Annotated in this window: 13 protein-coding genes; 10 read left to right on the top strand and 3 right to left on the bottom strand. The window is 72.2% G+C overall.

Annotation, left to right across the window (positions count from 1 at the left end):
• Positions 1–46 precede the first annotated feature (46 nt).
• Together QSJ97_RS06645 and QSJ97_RS06640 are read right to left on the bottom strand one after the other, a co-directional pair.
• Positions 47–1,099: a LacI family DNA-binding transcriptional regulator gene (locus tag QSJ97_RS06645; protein ID WP_285670890.1), complete on the bottom strand. Its 1,053-nt coding sequence runs from the start codon at positions 1,097–1,099 to the stop codon at positions 47–49.
• Positions 1,100–1,228: 129 nt separating this feature from the next.
• Positions 1,229–2,113: a LysR family transcriptional regulator gene (locus QSJ97_RS06640; RefSeq protein WP_285670889.1), complete on the bottom strand. Its 885-nt coding sequence runs from the start codon at positions 2,111–2,113 to the stop codon at positions 1,229–1,231.
• 112 nt (positions 2,114–2,225) lie between these two features.
• Between QSJ97_RS06640 and QSJ97_RS06635 the strand changes: the two genes are divergently transcribed.
• The 7 genes from QSJ97_RS06635 (at position 2,226) to QSJ97_RS06605 (ending at position 13,137) form a co-directional block, all read left to right on the top strand.
• Positions 2,226–2,981: a class II aldolase and adducin N-terminal domain-containing protein gene (locus QSJ97_RS06635; protein ID WP_285670888.1), complete on the top strand. Its 756-nt coding sequence runs from the start codon at positions 2,226–2,228 to the stop codon at positions 2,979–2,981.
• An 11-nt stretch (positions 2,982–2,992) separates the two neighbouring features.
• On the top strand, positions 2,993–4,123 hold the full coding sequence (locus tag QSJ97_RS06630) for an aromatic ring-hydroxylating oxygenase subunit alpha (protein WP_285670887.1): 1,131 nt from the start codon (positions 2,993–2,995) through the stop codon (positions 4,121–4,123).
• 317 nt (positions 4,124–4,440) lie between these two features.
• On the top strand, positions 4,441–5,400 hold the full coding sequence (locus tag QSJ97_RS06625) for a glycosyltransferase family 2 protein (protein WP_285670886.1): 960 nt from the start codon (positions 4,441–4,443) through the stop codon (positions 5,398–5,400).
• An 880-nt stretch (positions 5,401–6,280) separates the two neighbouring features.
• Positions 6,281–7,168, top strand: a complete 888-nt coding sequence (locus QSJ97_RS06620) for a hypothetical protein (protein WP_285670885.1) — start codon at positions 6,281–6,283, stop codon at positions 7,166–7,168.
• Between the two features lie 41 nt (positions 7,169–7,209).
• Complete coding sequence (locus QSJ97_RS06615; protein WP_285670884.1) at positions 7,210–9,717, top strand: hypothetical protein; 2,508 nt, start codon at positions 7,210–7,212, stop codon at positions 9,715–9,717.
• A gap of 3 nt (positions 9,718–9,720) precedes the next feature.
• Positions 9,721–12,216 carry a hypothetical protein gene (locus QSJ97_RS06610; RefSeq protein ID WP_285670883.1) on the top strand — a complete coding sequence of 832 codons (2,496 nt, stop codon included), beginning with the start codon at positions 9,721–9,723 and terminating at the stop codon, positions 12,214–12,216.
• A 291-nt stretch (positions 12,217–12,507) separates the two neighbouring features.
• Positions 12,508–13,137: an isochorismatase family protein gene (locus tag QSJ97_RS06605; protein WP_285670882.1), complete on the top strand. Its 630-nt coding sequence runs from the start codon at positions 12,508–12,510 to the stop codon at positions 13,135–13,137.
• An 85-nt stretch (positions 13,138–13,222) separates the two neighbouring features.
• Here QSJ97_RS06605 and QSJ97_RS06600 read toward each other — a convergent pair whose 3' ends face one another.
• Entirely contained in the window at positions 13,223–14,146 is a 924-nt protein-coding gene (locus QSJ97_RS06600) for a LysR substrate-binding domain-containing protein (protein WP_285670880.1), read from the bottom strand.
• A gap of 111 nt (positions 14,147–14,257) precedes the next feature.
• Here QSJ97_RS06600 and QSJ97_RS06595 point away from each other — a divergent pair, with 111 nt between their 5' ends.
• The 3 genes from QSJ97_RS06595 to QSJ97_RS06585 are packed head-to-tail and all read left to right on the top strand — an operon-like array spanning position 14,258 to position 19,394.
• Complete coding sequence (locus QSJ97_RS06595) at positions 14,258–15,796, top strand: trimethylamine methyltransferase family protein (RefSeq protein WP_285670879.1); 1,539 nt, start codon at positions 14,258–14,260, stop codon at positions 15,794–15,796.
• Positions 15,793–17,724, top strand: a complete 1,932-nt coding sequence (locus tag QSJ97_RS06590) for an oxidoreductase (protein WP_285670878.1) — start codon at positions 15,793–15,795, stop codon at positions 17,722–17,724. Before QSJ97_RS06595 ends, QSJ97_RS06590 begins: the two co-directional genes overlap by 4 nt.
• Positions 17,712–19,394: a thiamine pyrophosphate-binding protein gene (locus QSJ97_RS06585; RefSeq protein WP_285670877.1), complete on the top strand. Its 1,683-nt coding sequence runs from the start codon at positions 17,712–17,714 to the stop codon at positions 19,392–19,394. The genes QSJ97_RS06590 and QSJ97_RS06585 overlap by 13 nt, the downstream gene beginning before the upstream one ends.
• Positions 19,395–19,475 lie beyond the last annotated feature (81 nt).

The following is a 19,475-nucleotide window of genomic DNA, read 5'->3' as shown; positions in this document are numbered from 1 at the left end:
CTCAACGCCGTTGAAACAGGTCGCGAGGAGGCTGTCAAGCACCCAGTCAGGCAGGCGGGGCGGCGGTCGAGTCGCGTTCGACGAGCTGGCCCGGCGGCAGCAGCAGCACGCCGCCGCCAGTCCCTTCGGGATCTCCCTCGGCCTTGCGCCGCCCGCGCGCGGCATCGACGAGCCCGACCAGCCGGCGCACCGCGGCCCGGCCCATCTCCTCGGTGGGCAGCTCCACGGTGGTGATCGCGGGATAGGCGACGCGGGCCAGCAGGTCGTCATGCATCGTCACCACCGAAACCTCGTCCGGCACCCGGACACCGCGGACATGCAGGCGCGCGATCGCCGCCGCCCCGGTCAGCAGCGTCGCGGCATGGATCGCCGTGACGCCGGCCGCCAGCAGGCGGTCGACCGCATCGGGCACACGGTCGGGGTAATAGCCCGCCTCCGCCACCAGCTCCGCGGCAGGCGGCAGGCCCGCCGCCGCCATCGCATCGGCCCAGCCCTGCCGCCGCGCCTCGCCGTTGAAGCGGCCGAGCCGGCCCGCGAGATGGCCGATCCGCCGGTGGCCGAGGCGCACCAGGTGCTCGACGCCGATCCGCGCCGCGGTGCGGGTGTCCATGGCGATGCAGTCCGGGTCCCCGGCCAGCACGCGGTTGATGATGACATGCGGGCGATTGGTGCTCGCCAGCGTCTGGCGGAGCGGGTCGTCCTCGTCGAAGCTGGCGATGATCACGCCCTCGATCATGCTGTGGCGCGAGATGTCCTCGATGATCTCGCTGCCCATGCCGCCCTGGTCATAGGCCACCAGCAGGGCATAGCCGGCGCGCCGGGCCTCGATCTCGGCGGCGATGATGGCGGAGGCGAAGATCGGGTTCTCGATCTGCGGCACCACCATCAGGATGGTCGAGGAGCGCGCGGTCTTGAGCGCCCGCGCCACCGGGTTGCCCTGATAGCCGAGGCGCTCGGCGGTCTCGAGGATCCGCTTGCGGGTGTCGTCGGCGACCCGGCCCTTGTTCTGCAGCACCCGCGAGACGGTGGAGACGTCGACGCCGACCGCGCGGGCGACGTCTCGCAGGGTGACGGGGGCGCCATGTCGCTTCGTTGCCAATCCTCTGCCCCGGTTCCTTGCTGCCCGCCGCGACCGTTTCCATCCCTGGCCTCTCGGGCGTCTCCCGCCGGGTCAGGCGCAGGGGCGCGCATACTGGCACCCTTTCCCCCGCGTTGTCACGCCGCCGGCTCAGGGCGGCAGACGATCCGCGATCTCCTCCCGCAGCCACTCGACGAAGGCGACCGAGGCCGGCGTCGCGGCATGGCTCGGCGGCGGCATCAGGTAATAGGCCTCCGCCATCGGCGGCGCGTGCCCGAACGGGCGAATCAGCCTGCCCTCGCGCAGGAGGTCGGCCACCAGCATGTCATGCGCCATGGCCATGCCGGCGCCGTGCAGCGCCGCCTGGATCGCGATCACGAAGGTGGAGGTGAGCGTGACCTCGCCATCGCGGGCGAAGGGCCATCCCTGGCTGCGGAACCAGGCGCTCCAGGTGCCCGTCAGCCCGGCGCAGTCGAGCAGCCGGGCGGTCTCGGGATCCGGCCTGCCGGCTTGGAAATCCGGGCGGCAGACCGGGTAGAAGCGCTCCTGCGACAGCCGCTCGGCGCTGGCCGACATCTCGGCCTCGCGGCCGAACCGGATCTCAACGGCGGCCTTCGCCGCATGGCGGTCGGGGTCCCAGATCGGCGTGACGATGTTGAGCACGAGCCAGGGGTGGCGGGCATGCAGCCGGTGCAGCCGCGGCGCCAGCCACAGCACCGAGAAGCCCATGTTGCACTGGAGCACGAGGTTGCGCCCCTGCCCGCCGCCGGTGAAGGCCAGCGTGCCCGCCGCCAGCAGGTCGAAGGCCTCGCGCACCACCGGCAGGTAGCTGCCCCCCGCCTCGGTCAGCGCGATGGCGCGGGTGCGGCGGGTGAAGAGCTCGTGCCCGAGGAAGGCCTCGAGGCTGCGGACATGCTGGCTGATGGCCGACTGGGTGAGGTTGAGCTCCGCCGCCGCGCGGGTGAAGGAGAGGTGCCGTGCGCTCGCCTCGAAGGCGCGCAGCCAGGTCAGCGGGGGCAGGCCGTCGGCGGACATGGGTGCTCATTACCGATGCATAAGTCTGATTAATGCCATAACGCGGATTCCATTGTTTGTCAGTCCGCGGGCAACATGGCACGCAAGGGGCAGGCTGATTGGAGGACACGAGATGCTCGACGCGAAAGACACCGCCAACCTGACCCACTGGGACGAGCGGGTGGACATGGCCGCCGCCTTCCGCTGGGCCGCCAGGCTCGACATGCACGAGGCGGTGGCGAACCATTTCAGCCTCGCCGTCAACGAGGACGGCACCCGCTTCCTGATGAACCCGAACCAGCGGCATTTCAGCCGGATAAAGGCTTCCGAGCTGTTGCTGCTCGACGCCAACGACGCGCGCGCGATGGAGGCGCCGGACGCCCCCGACCCGACCGCCTGGGGCCTGCATGCCTCGATCCACCGGCTCTGCCCGCATGCCCGCTGCGTGATGCATGTGCACTCGATCCACGCCACCGTGCTGGCCTGCCTCGAGGACAGCTCGCTGCCGCCGATCGACCAGAACTGCGCCACGTTCTACGGGCGCCACGTGGTCGACGACGCCTATGGCGGCCTGGCCTTCGAGGACGAGGGCAAGCGCTGCGCCGCGCTGCTCACCGACCCGAAGGTCAAGGTGATGATCATGGGCAATCACGGCGTGCTGGTGATCGGCTCGAGCGTCGCCGACACCTTCAACCGGCTCTACTACTTCGAGCGCGCCGCCGAGACCTATATCCGCGCGCTGCAGACCGGGCGCCCGCTGCGCGTGCTGTCGCACGAGATCGCCGAGAAGACCGCGCAGGAGCTCGAATCCTATCCCGGCCAGGGCGAGCGCCATTTCACCGAGCTCAAGGAAATCCTCGACCACGAGGGATGCGACTACGCAGGCTGAGAGGCCGCAACATGAACACCCCCCTGTCGCCGGAGGCCACGCAGCGCACGCTGCCCGCGCGATACTACACCGACGAGGCGGTGCTGGAGGCCGAACGCCGGCTCCTCCTCGACAGCTGGCAGCTTGCCGGCCATGCGGCGCAGCTTCCGGCGCCGGGGGATCTGCTCACCACCGAGGTCGGCGGGCAAGACATCGTGCTGGTCCATGGCCATGACGGCGCGATCCGGGCCTTCTTCAACGTCTGCCCGCATCGCGGCCACCGCCTCGTCGCCGAGGACGGCAACCGCCGCGTGCTGACCTGCCCCTATCACGCCTGGAGCTTCGGCCTCGACGGCACCCTGCGCGGCATGCGGCGGACGCGCACCACCGAGGCACCGGCACGCGCCGCGATCGGGCTGGCCGAGATCCGCCTCGACCGGCTCGCGGGGTTCCTCTTCGTCAACCTTTCCGGCCAGGCGCCGGCGCTCGCCGAGCATGCACCGGGGCTGGAGGCGCAGATTCGCGCCCATGTGCCGGGGCTTGCCGCGATGGTGCCGGAGGACGGGCCCGCCCTCGGCCACAGCTATCGCTGCGAGGCCAACTGGAAGGTTCTGCTTGACAACTACCTCGAATGCCACCATTGCGGCCCGGCGCACCGCTCCTTCGACGACCTGATGCGCATCTCCGGGTCGCGCTTCGCGCTCTTCCCCAACCACACCTTCCAGGTCGCACCGACCGCGATGAAGGCCGACAACGCGGCCTTCCCGCTCGATCTCGAGCACGACGTGACGGTGGGCCATTTCTGGTGGCTGTTCCCCAACACGGTGCTCGGGCAGTTCCCCGGCGTGCCCGGCTTCTACGCCTCGCGCCTCGATCCGGTGACGCCGGACCGCACCGAGCGCCGCACGCTGTCGCTGATCGTGGCGGAGCCGACCGATGCCGGCATGATGGAGCGCCACCGCGCCCGGTCGGACTGGTCGGTCAATGTCGTCAGCCGGGAGGACCGGAGCCTCTGCGAGAGCGTCCAGCGCGGCATGCGCTCGATGGGCTTCGAGCGGGGCTGGTATGTCACCGACCCGGAGGCGCACGGTCTCTCCGAACATGCCATGCGCCACTTCCACAGTCGCTATCTCGATGCCATCGCGCGATACGCCGAAGCCTGACGCCGCATCCGGCAGGCACCGCGGATGATCGCCCGCGCTGCCCGGTAATCGGCCGCAGGGCGAGCGGCACGCGGCAAGGCGGGCGCCTCGGCATCTGCACCGGCATGCCTCCGCCACCACCGTTTCACGAGCGGGGCGGGAGAGACCGCACGCCGATCGCCGCGCGCGGAGGCCAGCCCCATGACCCGGCGCCTGCATTCCGCAGCCAGGCGCACCCCGATGGCTTGCGAAGGCCGTCGGCCTGTGGTCTTGTCCGGCCATCGCCCGCGGCGAGGGAGGGACGACATGGGTGGCGGCACATCTGCGCCCGGACGGCAATGACGGCATCCGACGCGCCCGTGGACATCCTGCTCGCGACCTATAACGGCGCGCGCTTCCTGCCGGAGCTCCTGGAATCGCTCGCGGCCCAGAGCCATCGGCGCTGGCGGCTGATCCTGCGCGACGACGGCTCGAGCGACGGCTCGCGCGAGCTCGTCGAGGGCTGGGCGGCGGGGCGCCCGGAAGCGTTTCTGGCGATCGATCCCGGCGGGTCCAATCTCGGCGCGGCCGGCAGCTTCGCGGCGCTGCTGGCGGCCTCCGACGCCCCCTATTTCCTGTTCTGCGACCAGGACGATGTCTGGCTGCCCGACAAGATCTCCCATTTGCTCGCGCTGATGCAGGAGGCCGAGGGGGCACGCGGCACGCAGACCCCTCTCCTCGTGCACAGCGATCTCCGGGTGGTGGACGAGGCGCTCGCGCCGATCGCGCCCTCGTTCTGGGCCCGCCAGCAGATCGCCTCGGCGCAGCTCGGGCGAACCGGTGGCCTGCTGATCAGGAACTGCGTCACCGGCTGCGCGATGATCGGGAACGCGGCGCTCCGCTCGGCGGCCCTGCCGATCCCCGACAGCGCGATGATGCATGACTGGTGGTGCGGCGCCGTCGCCTGGCGCACCGGGCACATCGTCGAGACCGACAGGGCAACCGTGCTCTATCGGCAGCACGGCGGCAATGCGCTCGGCTCGCCCGGCTCGGTGACGATGAACCGGGCGTTCGGCCTGCTGGTGACCAAGCCGAAGATGCTGATGGGGCTCCAGCGGACCGTGATCGACCGCGCGCGCCAGGCCGCCGCACTGCTGGAGCGGTTCCCGGGGGATCCGGACAGCCCCGCCACGCGCTTCTGCAGCGACTTCGCGAGGATCAAGCAGCTGCCCTTCCTGGCGCGGAAGCGTTTCCTCTGGCGCCATGGCGTGCAGACCGGCCACAGGGTCTTCGACCTGGCCTTTACCGTGACGATCTGACCGGCCCCCGGCGGATCGCTCCGCCGCTCGGCGGACGATCTCGCGCAGGGTGATCGGGCCGGGCGCCCCGGAACCGCCACGCGCGGCGGGTCCCGAGGATCGCGATCCCCGGCGATTTGCCCGGGTCACATCGGGAGACGCACCGCTCCGACCCGAGAGCAGGCTGGATCGTGCGGCCGGAAGCGAAGGCCCCTGCGTGTCTTTGCGATACATGCCCTCGCCCTGCCCGTTCCCCGGCGACCTGCTGGCAACGCCTCCCGCCCGTCCTGCCGCTCCGCCAAGCACCGGCGGCCCGCAGGAAGCTGTCCGCACGGGCGGGCAGAAGACGATCCCTTCCCTGATTGATGCGGGCGCGGAACTGGACGTCGCGACACGATGGTCTCCGCATTGCTGGCGGCAGGAATCGATCGGCTGATCCGCGGGCATGGCGCCTGTGGTTCCAACGACAGCGCGCGCCATCAAGACCTCAACAGATTCGTTGCGGAACCGGAGGCAGTCCTACCGGGAGCAACGATGGGCACCTCCCCGTCCGCAGCGGATACGAGTGGCGACCCCAATGAGCCGCCGGGCGCCAATCCTGCCGGCAGCCCGACAGATGCCGTCCCGCCTGCTCAAGGGAGCATTGCCGCGGGGCCGGATATCCTTGCGGGTGCGGCGAACGACGGGATAATCGGCAATGTCGGCGCCGTCTCGCCCTTTCTCGGAAGGTCGGGAGATATCCCGGAATGGCATCGGGACCGGCCGGCCGGTTCGCGATCTGGCGCCAACGGCGGCACCCTACCGGCCATGCGGATCGGAGGCCATCCGCGCGATCGAACTCGCTGCCGCAACGGAAAGATGTGCTAGGCTCGGGGCCGGACGGAATTTCGCGGGGGGCAGGATGAACGAGGTCTCCGGGCAGATCGTGCTTGCGGGCGGGCAGGCCGGCCTGCCGTCGCTCACGGTCCATGTCTATGCCACGCCGGAACGGGCGGTGCCGGCCCATGTTCTCGACGAGTCGCAATGGGACGAGCTTTCTGGCGCCGGGTGGAAGGGTTTCGAGCTCAGCCGCGTCGGCTCGGCGGCCAGCGACGGGGTCGGGCGCTTCCGGCTGGGCTATGAGGCGGAAACGGTGGCGCGGGCGCATCTCTGGCTCGCCGCCACCGCGCCGGACCTGACCGCGGCGCAGCCCTGCCCGCGCGTGGTCGGCGTGTGCTGCGAGGTGCGGACCGAGCCGGCCGCGCGCGAACATATGGTGCTGCCGGTCTCCGCGCGGCGGCTGCATCGGTTCGGCGCCTTCGGGCCGGCCTCCTCGGCCGAGCGCCACGGCGCCGCGCCGGGCCGGCTCTTCGCCCTGCTCGACAAGGCGGCTGCCGCGGCGCCGGCGCCGGCGCTCGGAGGCACCCGCTACTCCCTCTTTCATGCGCGCCGGCACGAGGCCGCGCTTGCGGAGATGGCGGCGCGCGGACAGGCACCGGCACGCGCAGGCGGGTTCGCGCTCGGGATCGCGGCCGGCTGCACGCAGGGCTGCGTGCTCGGCGAGGATGTCTCGGTGACGCGGGACCCGGCCTCGGGCGCCCTCGGCCTGCTGCGCCCCGCCGGCGGTGACGTGACCCCCCTCGCCTATGCGGGGCTCCGCCGGTCGCCGGCTGGCGCCTCCGGCCGGCCCGCGCTGCTGGAGATCGACGAGCGCAGCGGTGCCTTCCAGCTGCGGCTCGCCCGGGTGCCGGACCGCCTGAGCCTCGAGGATGCCCGCGACGACCCCGAACCGCCGCTGCCGGGCGCCTAGCGCGCACGCCGCGGGGGCCGGACCATGAAGGGAGCCCAAGCATGAGCGACGAGACCCTCGAACAGCTGGCCGCGGGGCTCCTGGCCCAGATGGAGACCCGGCCCGCCGCGCCGGTGAGCGAGCGCACCATCGCCAATGTGGTGGACCAGGACTTCGTGACCTACCGCTATCTGCTCGAACCGGCCGATACCCGGGCGATCGCGCTCGGCGGCCTCACGGCGCAGGCCTGCGCCTATCTCGACGAGCTCGAGGACACCGGCGCGAGCTTCGAGGCGCTGGAGTATCTCGCGGGCTTTCTGACAGCGCTCGAGGCGGTGGTGCTGCGCGCCTTCGACGAGGCGATCCCGACCACGAGCTACGGCCGGTTTCCGCAGGATCTGCGGCCCACCTTCAATGCCCCGCGGGACAGCGCGCGCAAGGTGCTCCAGAGGCTCTACGGCCCCGAGCGGCGGATGATCTGGGAGCTGGTGGACCAGTATGGCAAGGTCCCGGGCTTCCTCTGGGACCATGTCCTGCCGACCTTCCTGCGCGAGGCGGGCAGGATCCACAAGGCGTTCTCGGGCGGCGTGATGGCATCGCCGGACGGGCATGTCTCGGCCACGCCGGCCTTTGCCTGGGCGGCGCTGGACTTCGGCGTGCCGGACGGCTCCGCCAGCCCCGCACAGCTCGCCTATCCCTTCGAGATCTTCCCGGCCAACACCACCAATGTCGGGATCGCGCTGGTCTTTCGCCAGCGCTGGAAGCCGCTCGGCATCCAGCCCGGCGAGGTGGTGCGCACCATCCCGCTCGGCCCCGGCCAGAGCCAGAAGGTCTCGATCAAGATCACCCGCAAGGCCAAGACGACCCGGACTGTGGAGAGCGAGAGCGAGTCGGAGACCACGACAGAGGAGAGCGACACCACCAAGGACAGCTCCGAGATCATTGCCGAGGCCTCGGCCGCGCAGAGCTGGAACGTGAGCGCGGAGGCGAGCTATGGCGGCTTCGGCTTCGGAGCCTCGGTCTCCGCCGGCTACGAGAACTCGCAGGAAGCCGGCAGCAAGGACACCGCCTCGAACCTCAGCGAGGTGATGAAGAAGACCGCCAGCAAGCTGCGCCGCCAGTCCAAGACCTCGATCGTGACGGAGACCGAAACCGGCTTCGAGGAGGAGACCGCCTCGGAGATCAGGAACCCCAACGACGAGGTGGCGCTGACCTACTACTACCACAAGCTGCAGCACCAGTACGAGGTGCACACCCAGCTCGCCGAGGTGCGCAACGTCGTCTTCGTGGCCGAGCGGGTGCCGGCGCCGATGGAGATCAATGCCGCCTGGGTGCGCCGGCACGACTGGATCCTGCTGCGCGCGCTCAAGGACCCCTCCTTCTCCGCGGTGCTGAACGAGCTGATCACCGATGCCGAGGAAACCGATCCGCTGGCCGAGGTGGCGGAGAGCCCCTATGAGCGCATGATGGATGCCGCGCACGGTTCCTTCGCCGCGTTCACCACCCAGGGCGGCGGTGCCGGCCAGGGCGGGCTCAGCATTCCCGACATCTATTCCGAGCCGCAGCGACAGCTCGACCGGTATCTCCGCGAGACGGCGCAGCGCGCGCGGGCGAACCGGCTCCGCGAGATCCGGCGGACGCGGCTCTACGACCATATCCGCGACAACATCCTGCACTACTGCCGCGCGATCTGGGCGGCCGAGGACGCCGATCAGCGGCTGCTGCGCTATCGCAAGGAGGGGCGGACCGCGCCGGTGCAGTGGTCGGGCAACCTGATCGCCGCCGGCCAGGGGGCCGAGAGCTTCTCCGACCTGGCCCCCAACGGGGTGACCGTGCCGCTCGGCGACCTGCTCGATCCCACCGGGCCGATCGGCTTCAGCGGCAACTACATCGTGTTTCCGCTGCGCCAGGCCGATCCCGCGCTGGTCGAGGCCGAGATCGCGGTGGATGACAGCGGCGACCCGATCACCGTGACCCTGCCGCTCCAGGAGGTGCTGGACCAGGTGCTGCGGGCGCCCTATGCCGGAGAGGAAGGGCTGCGCGACCCGGCGCTCGGTCTCTTCCTGCGCGAGGCCGAGGCGCTGATCCGCCGGCGCGAGGACAAGGCCGGCGAGCCGCTCGCGAGCCTCGCCTACGAGGCCCCGGGCGATGCGGTGGTGCAGGATCTCGTCTCGCTCCTGCCGGACGAGGCGCCGGCGCTGGTCGACGCCGCCGGCGTGCGCCGGCTGCCGGACGGCAAGCTTGTCAATCCGATCCCGGCCGAGACCTTCGGGCGCTATCTGCACCGCAAGAACGGCACGCGGCGCTTCCTGGTGGATTCCAACAACCTCTATGTCGGCATCCATCGCGGCGCGGGCACGGCGCTCGAGGCGTTCAAGCAGGCGCATCGCTATATCGACGTGCTGAAGGCGCAGGAGGAGCACCGCGCCGAGCGGCTGAAGAACCTCCGCCGCGATCTCCTGAAGGGCTCCAGCGGTGCCTTCGATCCGGACATCGCCAAGGTGGTGGTCGTCGGGGACGACGTGACCGAGAGCGACGTGGCGGGCGGTCTCGTCGAGGACGACAGCTGACGGATGTCGTCGCCGCCGCAGCTCACGCCCGAGATGGAGCCGGCCTTCCGCAAATGGGCCGCGGCGCGGGGCACGCCGGTCGGTCCGAAGACGCCGTTCTCCGAGGTCTACGAGCTGCTCTCCGAATGGCAGCGCGAGCTGCGCGAGACCGAGCGGGTGCGCGCCCGGGCCCGGCCCGCGGGGCCCGAGCCGGTCCGTCTCGTCGCGCGGAACACGGCGCTGCGGGGCACGCGCTTCACCGTGCCGCGGGAGCGCACGATCCCGGTGGCGCGCGACATCCGCGCCGGCTGGGCGGTGGCCGATCCCGGCCTCGCCTCCCTGGCCCGCGCCGCGGTCAGCCGGGCAAGGCCGCTGCAGCCGCAGCTCCTGTCGCAGCACTGGGCCTCGGACGCGCATCGCTGGACCTATATCCGGCACTACCTGCTGGCGCTCGAAGGGCTCGGCGGGCGCCCGCGCCCGATCACCGAGGCCGAGCTCCTCGAGGACGTGGTGCGCCAGGAGCTGCACTACCGGATCGAGCTGGAGCGCCGGCGCCTCGACCGCGATGCCAGGCTGCGCCCGGGCCGTCAGCTCGGCGCGCTCCGGCAATGGGCGCGGCGCCAGCCGATCGACCTGATCGGGGATTTCGAGGACGGCATCGCGCAATACGGCGACACCAGCGACCCCGGCGAGCACATCGAGGCCGAGCTGACCGGGATCGACCAGGACGACGGCACGGTGATCCTGCGCTACGCGCGCGGCGCCGCGCTGAGGATTCCCACCGGCTATATCGACTTCAAGACCGCGAGGCTGCACGAGACCTATGCCAGCGGCGAGATCCAGGAGCTCTACTACCGCCGGCACCGGAAGAGCGGGCGTCTGGTGCCGTTCGCGCAGTACCGGCCGGAGGCCGGGGCCTATCGCGGCCTCCCGGAGATCGACACGGTCGGCCAGGAGCACCGCTGGATGCTCGGCCTGCCGCGCCTCGACGGCCAGCTGACGCCCACCATCCTGCACTGGTATTCCGACGAAGCCTTCGGCCAGCGCCTGCTGGTCGGGACGGCCACGGTCATTCCGGCGGCGGGCGGGGTCAATGCGGTGCGCAGCCTGGTCTACAAGGGCACCTCGGGCCTGGTGCGGGCGGCGCCGGCGATCTCCCGGATCGCGCGGGTCCCGCTGGCCGCCGCCCGGCACACCGCGGTGACGATCCGGCTGCATGGCATCTCGCTCGGCTCGGCGGCCTATCTCGGGCGCTCGGCCTATCAGAGCTATGTCGGCAACGCGCTGCAGATCAACGAGACGGTGGTGGTGGGCACCGAGGTCCTCGTCGAGCTGATCACCGGCGAGGAACTGGGCGTGAGCCCGAGCGACAGCCTGGTGGTGGCGGCGCCGGCGGCCTCGGCAGCAGACGAGGCGCTCGAGATCGCCGCCCGGATCCGTTCCGTCGGCCGGCGCAGCGCCGTCGCCACCGTCGAGGCGGTCGACAGCGCCACCGAGATCGTGCGCGGCCGGCGCCGGGCGCCGCTCGCCGGCCCGGTCGGAAAGCGCGGCACCGAAGGCGCCCGCCCCGCCGGGCGCCCAGCCAGAGACCGGCTCACCGGCAACCGGGTGGCGGATTTCGACGTGCCGCGCCCGCCCGCCAAGGCGCCGGGCAGGGCCCGCGGCAAGGGCAAGGCGTCGCTGCCGCCCGATCCGCGCCCCCCGGTCGAGGTCGCCGCGCTCGAGAAGGCGCATGCCAGGCTGGCGCAGGCGCTGCTCGACGACACCCGGCCCTGGACCGGGAAATACAGCCGGGCGGCGCGCGAGCGGATCGCCGGCCTCACCATCGAGGAGCTTGCCGAGGCCGGGGTCCACCCCGACGATCTCGCGGGGCTCGCGCGCAGCCTCTCGGGCCGCGTGGGCGGGGATCTCCAGGGCTTCGTCAACCGCTTCCACGCCGCGCCGGGCTTCGAGCAGGTGCTCCTGAGCTGGGCGCAGCGCCATCAGTGGAACGCCCGGGCGCAGGCCTGGGAGGCGCTCTCGAAGAGCCGGCGGGCGAGCTACCAGTCCGGCGCGCGCTTCGTGATGAAATACTGCGTGGACAAGGGGCTCGACCCCAGGGCGGTGCGGTTCGAGGTGCCGGTCGGCATCACGATGGGGCGCGAGCTGCCGGCGCGGCGCGTCGATCTGGTGATCGAGGGGGCCGGCGCCTCGGGCGAGATCCGCAATCTCAATGTCGAGATCAAGTCGTGGCAGCCGGCCACCGTCGCGCGCAGCGCGGCCAACCCCTTCGGCTTCCGCCAGCAGCTGATCCGCGACACCCGTTTCCATGGCCTGCCCAACCTGCGCTGGGTGTTCGACGCGGCCAAGCTCCGCAGGTCCCGCGAGCTCGGGCGCGATCTCACCGATGCGGAGATCTTCGAGCGGCTCTCCTCCACCTTCTTCGAGGTGATCGAGGGCGATGCGCTCCTGAGGACGGAATGGGGCGGCAATGCCTTCGAGATCACGGCCAATCTTCACAACGTGATCGAGGTTTTCTGAGGGCATCAGCGATGGCGTCGGCCTGCATGGGGGGTGCTGCGAGCGCTCCCGCCTCGCGCAGGCCATGTCTGCCGCGAACGCGGATCTGGCGCTTCGGTCGGTCGATCCGTCCATCGGCATCGCGGTTCGGGCGGCGGCCCTCCATGGCGCCGAGAGCCGCCGCCCTGCCCGACCGGAGGCGGCCGGCAGGCGGTTCCGGAGCCGCAGCGGCAACCATCGCCCGACATCGAGACGTTTCGGTGCCAGGCGGAGAAGGCTAGGCTCGCGCCCGGTTGAATGGGAGTTTGCCGAATGACCGACGCAGACATCTATCGCCAGCAGGGCTTCGGGCACAGCCTCGGCTGGCCGGCGCGCCCGGCGCTGCTGATCGTCGATTTCGTCAACGGTTTCGTCGATCCGGCGGTGTTCGGCGGCGGCAACATCGCCGAGGCGGTGGAAGCGACCGTTCCCGTGCTGGCGGCGGCGCGGGCGGCGGGCCTGCCCATCGCCTTCACCCGGATCGTCTATGCCGATGACGGCTCCGATGCCGGCCTCTGGTGCGAGAAGGTCCCGGCGCTGCGCGGCCTGACGGAAGCCGCCGAGACCTCCCGGGTCGTCGACAGGCTCGCCCCGCGGCCCGGCGAATACGTTCTGCGCAAGACCCAGGCATCGGCCTTCTTCGGCACCGATCTCGCGCCCTGGCTGGTGGCACGGGGGGCGGACGGCGTCGTCGTGGCGGGCGCGACCACCAGCGGCTGTGTCCGCGCCACCGTGATCGACGCGATGAGCCACAACTATCGCACGGTCGTGCTGTCGGACTGCGTCGGCGACCGCGCCAGGGGGCCGCACGAGGCCAACCTGTTCGACATGGGCCAGAAATATGCCGACCTTCTGACCGGCAGCGAAGCGGTGTCGGCGCTGGTCGCCGCGGCGCCGCGCTAGGCGCCGCCCGCCGCGGCACCGCCGGGCAAGGGGCGGAGGATTGCCGCGCGGGCCGGTCAGCCGGGCCGCGCGGGCGGCACCGGGCTCAGCCCCGGCTGTCCGAAGCCGGCGAGAGCGCGCCGGGCGGTTCGGCGCGGGCCTCCGACAACAGCCAGGCGCAGGTCGCCGCCACCTCGGCCCGGTTTCGCGCGCGCGGCGCCGTGATCAGGTGATAGGCGCTGCGCGGCTCGATCGTCAGGGCGAAGGGCTGCACCAGCCTGCCGGAGAGCAGCTCGTCGCGCACGAAATCCGTGATCCCGAGCGAGACGCCATGCCCGGCGAGCGTGGCCTGAAGCAGCACGTTCGCGTCCTCGAAGATCACGCCGCCCAGCTTGCCGTGAACCGGGGCGCCCGCGGCCTCCAGCCATTCGCACCACGCCGATTCGCTCCGGTGGTGCAGGAGTGGCAGGTGTCGCAGATCGGCCGGGGAGGCCGGCTGCCCGGGCCGCCCCGCCAGCGCGGGCGCCATCATGGGCGAGACGCGGATCCCGAGGAGCCGACGGCATTCGAGGCCCTGCCAGTCCCCCGTCCCCCAGGCCAGCGCGATGTCGAACCGTGCGGCCTGTCGCCAGACCGCGAGCGGCGAATGGTGCAGCACGAGGTCGATCCCCGGATGTGCCTGCCAGAAGCGCGGCAGCCGCGGCACCAGCCAGCGGGTCGCGAAGATCGGCCCTGCGGCGATGGTCACGTTGGCCCGGTCCTCGCCCTCGAGAAGCCGCGACCAGGCGGCGCCGAGGGCATCGAGCGCGGTGCCCGCGGATTCCGCGAGCGCCGCCCCTTCCGCGGTGAGCTCGACCTGACGCACCTTCCGGTGGAACAACGCGCGGCCGCAGGCTTCCTCGAGCTGGCGCACCTGGTGGCTGATCGCCGTCGGCGTCAGGCCAAGCTCGGCCGCCGCGTCCTTGAAGCTGGCATGACGCGCGGCGGCCTCGAAGGCGCGGAGCGCGGCAAAGGCGGGCAGTCTCCGCATGGTCACTCCGGATGAATTTCATTCATCTATAGGGGGAAGCGATCTCGTTTGTCACCCATTTCTCGAAAGCCTAGCGTCAAACGAGTTGAACAGGGTTTTCGGAGTCGGGACATGGCGGAGCTCGAGCGGACGCGATCGCGCCGGGGACGGGAGGCGCGCGGCAGCGACGCCCCGGTCCGCGCAGTCTGGCCGGGCCTTCCCGGCGGACGGTTCCTGCCCCTCGACGCCGGCGAGCAGCGCGCGGTGCACGAGGGCGCGCTCAGCCTGCTCGAGACGCTCGGCCTGTCGCAGGCGATCCCCTCGATGGTGGCGCGCGTCACCGCGGCCGGCGGGCGCCAGACGGCGGATGGCCGCCTGCTCTTCCCCCGCGCCCTCGTGGAGGACTGCATCGCCGGGGCGCGGCGCGACGTCGTGCTCCACGGGCGGCGCGACGGACTCGAGATCGACCTCTCCGGCGCGCGCATCCACATGAGCTCAGGCGGCGCCTCGCCCGCGATCGTCGATATCGAGACCGGCCGCTACCGCGACGCGACGACGCGCGATCTCTACGACGCCGCGCGGCTGGTCGATGCGCTCGAGCACATCCACCACTTCTCGCGCTCGCTGGTCGCACGCGACGCCCCGGACCCGCTCGCGATGGATGTCAACACCGCCTATGCATGCCTGCGCGGCACCGCCAAGCATGTGAGCGTCTCGATCTCCGAGCCCGGCCACGTGCCGGCCATCGCGGAGATGTGCCATCTCATCGCGGGCGGCGAGCGCGCCTTCCGCGAGCGGCCGTTCCTGACCGCGATGGTCTGCCATGTCGTGCCGCCGATGCGCTTCGCCTCGGAGGCCTGCGCGACCCTCGAGGCGGCGGTGCTGGCGGGCTTTCCGGTGCAGATCATCTCGGCGGGCCAGGCCGGCGCGACGAGCCCTGCGAGCATCGCCGGCTCCCTGGTGCAGGCGGTGGCGGAGACGCTCGCCGGGCTCGTCTTCGTCCGCCTCGTCGATCCGGCCGCCCGCGCCATCTTCGCGCCGAAGCCGCTGGTGGCGGACCTGCGCACCGGCGCCATGTGCGGCGGCGGCGGCGAGCAGGCGATCCTGATGGCGGGCGCGGCGCAGATGGGCCGCTTCTACGACCTGCCGACGAGCTCCATCGCCGGGATCACCGACGCCAAGGTGCCGGACGCGCAGCACGGCGCCGAGAAGGCGCTGGCGGTGGCGCTGGCGGCGCATGCCGGGTCCAACCTGATCACCCAGTCCTGCGGCATGCAGGCCAGCCTCCTCGGCGTCTCGCTCGAGAGCTATGTCGCCGACAACGACATGCTCGGGGCGATCCTGCGCACGATCCGGGGCGTGGAGGTGACGGAGGAAACCCTCGGGCTGGCCGCCATCGCCGAGGTCTGCCGCGGCGAGGGGCATTTCCTCGCGCATCCCCAGACCTATGCCCGCATGAAGTCGGATTATGTCTACCCCGCGATCGGCGACCGGCGCAGCCCGCGCGACTGGGAGGCGGAGGGCGGGCTCGACCTGCGCGCGCGGGCCCGGCAGCGCGCCCGCGAGATCCTGGCCGGGCACCACCCGCAGCATGTCGGCGCCGAGGCGGACCGGGCGATCCGCGCGCGCCATGCCATCCTGCTGTCGCCGGAGGAGGTCGGCACGGCATGACCGGCTTTCCGAACCTCCTGTCGGAACTTTCCCTCGGCAATTGCTGGCTGCGAAACCGCATCGTCTCGACCGGCCATCACACCTATCTCGCCGACCGCGTTCCCGGCGAGCGCCTGATTGCCTATCACGAGGCGCGGGCGCGCGGCGGCGCCGGGCTCATCGTCTCCGAGATCGTCGCGGTGCACGGGACGGCGGGCTTCTCGCGCGATCTCCTTACCGCCGATGCCGAGGGCGCGGTCGAGGCCTATCGCCGGCTCGCCGGAACCTGCCGCCGCCACGGCGCCGCGCTCTTCGCCCAGCTCTTCCATCCGGGGCGGGAGATCCTCGCGGCAGCGGGCGGCATGCTGCCGGCGGCCTGGGCGCCCTCGGCGGTTCCGAACGAACGTTTCCACATCATGCCCCGGCCGATGCCGGATGCCCTGATCCGCGACATCGTCGCCGGTTTCGGCCGCGCGGCCGGGCGGCTCGCCGAGGCGGGGCTCGACGGTTTCGAGATCGTCGCCAGCCACGGCTACCTGCCGGCGCAGTTTCTCAACCCGCGGGTCAACCTCCGCGACGATGCCTGGGGCGAAGGGACGCTGTTTCTCCGGGAGGTGATCTCGGCGATCCGCAACGCCGCCCCCGGCAGGGTGCTGGGGCTGCGGATCTCCGGCGCCGAGCTCGATGCCGACGGGCTGACCGGGGAGGAAGTGCTTGCCGCCTGCACGGCGCTCGCCCCCGCGCTCGACTATCTGAGCGTCACGGCGGGCACCTCCGCGAGCCTCGGCGGCTCGGTCCACATCACGCCGCCGATGGGCATCGAGCAGGGCTATGCCGCGCCGCTCGCCGGCGCGATCCGCCGCGCCACCGGGCTCCCGGTGATCGCGGCCGGCCGGATCGGCCAGCCCCAGGTGGCCGAGGCGATCCTTGCCCGCGGCGATGCCGATCTCTGCGGCATGACCCGGGCGCTGATCTGCGACCCGGAACTGCCGCGCAAGACCGCGGCGGGCCGGCTCGACGACATCCGCGCCTGCATCGGCTGCAACCAGGCCTGCATCGGCCGCGCCCACAAGGGGCTCGGCATCTCCTGCATCCAGCACCCGGAGACCGGCCGCGAGACGGCGTTTGCCGCCCCTCCAGCGATCGCGCGGCGCAAGCGCCTGCTGGTTGCCGGCGGCGGCCCGGCCGGCATGAAGGCGGCCGCCGTGGCCGCCATGCGCGGTCATGCGGTGATGCTCTGCGAAGGCGCGGCGCAGCTCGGCGGGCAGGCGCTCCTCGCCGGCCGGCTGCCCGGGCGCGACGAGTTCGGCGGCATCGTCGGCAATCTCGAGCGGGAGATGGCGGCGGCCGGCGTCGCGGTTCGCCGCCGCACCGCCGTCACGCCGGAGCTGGTGGCCGCGGAGGCGCCCGACGCCGTGATCCTCGCAACCGGCGCGCTGCCCTTCGTGCCGCCGCGCGACGGGCTCGACGCGCCGAACGTGCTGACCGCCTGGCAGGTGCTCGAGGGCGCCCGCACCGGCGCCCGCGTCGTCGTTGCGGACTGGCGCTGCGACTGGATCGGCATCGGCATCGCCGAGCGGCTGGCGCTGGCCGGGAGCCATGTCACGCTCGCGGTCAACGGCCAGATGGCGGGCGAGACGCTCCAGCTCTACGCACGCAGCCACATGGTGGCGCGCCTCTACCGGCTCGGCGTCGAGATCCGCCCGCACATGCGGCTGTTCGGCGCCGATGGCAACACGGTGTGGCTCCAGAACACGCTCTCGGACGAGGCCGTGACGCTGGAGGGCATCGACACGCTCGTCCTGTCGCTCGGGCACCGGGCGGAAGACGGGCTTGCCGCGGCGCTCGCGGGCCTCGGCCCCGAGCTCCACATGATCGGTGACTGTGTCGCCCCGCGCACGGCGGAGGAGGCGGTTCTGGAGGGTTTGGAACTCGGATGGCGGATCTGATCACGGGCGGCGAGGCCGTCTACAGGGTGCTGGCGGATCAGGGGGTCGGGACGGTCTTCGGCCTGCTCGGCGGCTCGATGCTCGAGCTCTACGACGCGATGCACCGGGGCGGCGCGATCCGCTATGTCGGCGCGCGCGACGAGCGCGCCGCCGGGCACATGGCCGATGCCCATGCGCGGATCACCGGCGGCCCCGGCATCGTGCTCGGCGCGCAGGCCGGGCCGGGCGTCGTCAACCTCGCCACCGCGGTGGCCGAGGCGCATCTCGCCTATTCCCCCCTCGTGGTGATCGCCGGCGCGATCAGCCGGCGCGATCTCGGCAAGGACACCTTCCAGGAGATCGACCAGGTCGCGCTCTTCGCGCCGATCTGCAAGCGCTCGGTGCTGGTGACCGAGCCGGCGCGGCTCGCCGAGATGCTGAGGGACGCGATCCGCCTCGCCATGAGCGGGCGCCGCGGCCCGGTGGTGCTGCATGTGCCGCGCGACATCTTCGCGGCGCAGGTCTCTGCGCCGCCGCCGGGGCCGGTGCGGGTCGCGCGGGCCGGCCCGCCGGCGCCGGCCGATCTCGACGCCATCGCCGGGATGCTGGCGGGCGCACGGGCGCCGGTGATCGTGGCCGGCGGCGGCTTCAAGTGGTCCGGCGGCACGGCGGCGCTGCGCGGCCTTGCCGAGGCGCTGGAGATCCCGGTCGTCGCCTCGACCGGCCATGCCGACGTGATGCCGCACGGCCATCCGCTCTTCGCCGGCCAGGGCGGGCCGCGCGGCAACCGCGTGGCGAGCCGGCTGACGCGGGAGGCCGACCTCCTCCTGGTGCTCGGCGCGCGTCTCGCCTTCAACTCGACCTTCCTGAGCCACGACTATGTCTCCGCGGCCGCAAGGATCGTGCATGTGGAGATCGAGGCCGCCGCCGCCGGGCGCCATTTCCCCGCCGAGCTCGCCCTGCAGGCCGATGCGCGGGCAACCGCCGAGGCGCTGGCGGCGCGATGCGCGAGGCTCCCCAGCGATGGATGGCAGGCCTGGCGCGCAGGCTTCGCGGAGGACATGGCCAGCCTTCGGGCCGAGCGCGCGGCGGAGGCCGCCGACCCGGCGCTGCCGATGCATCCGCGCCGGGCGCTCGCCGAGATCCGCGCGGCGCTTCCCGAGGACGCCATCGTCACGCTCGACACCGGGAACGCCTGCCTGCAGGCCGCCGACCGGCTCGCGCACTACCGGGCGCCGGGCCTCGTGACCCCGCTCGACTTCGGGCTGGTCGGCTTCGGCTATGCCGCGGCGCTCGGCGCCAAGGCGGCGGCGCCGGAGCGCCCGGTGCTCGCCGTGATCGGCGATGGCGGCTTCGGCTTCACGCTGGCGGAGATCACGACCGCGGTGGCCCACGGGCTTGGCGTGGTCGCGGTGGTGCTCGACAACGGGGCATGGGGTGCCGAGAAGGCCTATCAGCAGGAGTTCTTCGGCGGCCGCCTGCTCGGCGCCGAGATCGCCAGCCCGCCCTACGAGGAGGTCGCCCGGCTCTGCGGCGCGCTCGGGTTCCGCGCCGAGACGCCGGAAGCGCTTGCGGAGGCGCTCCGGGCGGCGCTGGCGAGCGGCCGGCCGGCGGTGATCCATACCCGCATCGACCCCGACGCGCTCTCCACGCTGCGCAAGGATCTCTTCGGAGCCCAGGCCAAGAGCTGACCGGCGCCTGCCCGGGGAGGATCCGGCGATCCCCGCCATCTGCCGCCGGAGCCCGGCCGCGCGGGAGGGCGGGCGGATGCA

The organism is Paralimibaculum aggregatum (genome assembly GCF_030270585.1).
In the GTDB taxonomy this organism is placed as follows: Bacteria; Pseudomonadota; Alphaproteobacteria; order Rhodobacterales; family Rhodobacteraceae; genus Thermohalobaculum; species Thermohalobaculum aggregatum.
Note: the sequence above shows the minus strand (reverse complement) of the source record. Positions and strands in the feature narration are given on the sequence as shown.

Excerpts from the sequence above, each read along its gene's own strand:
- QSJ97_RS06615 (WP_285670884.1), top strand. The coding sequence starts at position 7,210 with ATGAGCGACGAGACCCTCGAACAGCTGGCCGCGGGGCTCCTGGCCCAG.
- QSJ97_RS06590 (WP_285670878.1), top strand. The coding sequence starts at position 15,793 with ATGACCGGCTTTCCGAACCTCCTGTCGGAACTTTCCCTCGGCAATTGC.
- QSJ97_RS06620 (WP_285670885.1), top strand. The coding sequence starts at position 6,281 with ATGAACGAGGTCTCCGGGCAGATCGTGCTTGCGGGCGGGCAGGCCGGC.
- QSJ97_RS06625 (WP_285670886.1), top strand. The coding sequence starts at position 4,441 with ATGACGGCATCCGACGCGCCCGTGGACATCCTGCTCGCGACCTATAAC.
- QSJ97_RS06600 (WP_285670880.1), bottom strand. The coding sequence starts at position 14,146 with ATGCGGAGACTGCCCGCCTTTGCCGCGCTCCGCGCCTTCGAGGCCGCC.
- QSJ97_RS06640 (WP_285670889.1), bottom strand. The coding sequence starts at position 2,113 with ATGTCCGCCGACGGCCTGCCCCCGCTGACCTGGCTGCGCGCCTTCGAG.
- QSJ97_RS06635 (WP_285670888.1), top strand. The coding sequence starts at position 2,226 with ATGCTCGACGCGAAAGACACCGCCAACCTGACCCACTGGGACGAGCGG.
- QSJ97_RS06595 (WP_285670879.1), top strand. The coding sequence starts at position 14,258 with ATGGCGGAGCTCGAGCGGACGCGATCGCGCCGGGGACGGGAGGCGCGC.
- QSJ97_RS06630 (WP_285670887.1), top strand. The coding sequence starts at position 2,993 with ATGAACACCCCCCTGTCGCCGGAGGCCACGCAGCGCACGCTGCCCGCG.
- QSJ97_RS06610 (WP_285670883.1), top strand. The coding sequence starts at position 9,721 with ATGTCGTCGCCGCCGCAGCTCACGCCCGAGATGGAGCCGGCCTTCCGC.
- QSJ97_RS06605 (WP_285670882.1), top strand. The coding sequence starts at position 12,508 with ATGACCGACGCAGACATCTATCGCCAGCAGGGCTTCGGGCACAGCCTC.
- QSJ97_RS06585 (WP_285670877.1), top strand. The coding sequence starts at position 17,712 with ATGGCGGATCTGATCACGGGCGGCGAGGCCGTCTACAGGGTGCTGGCG.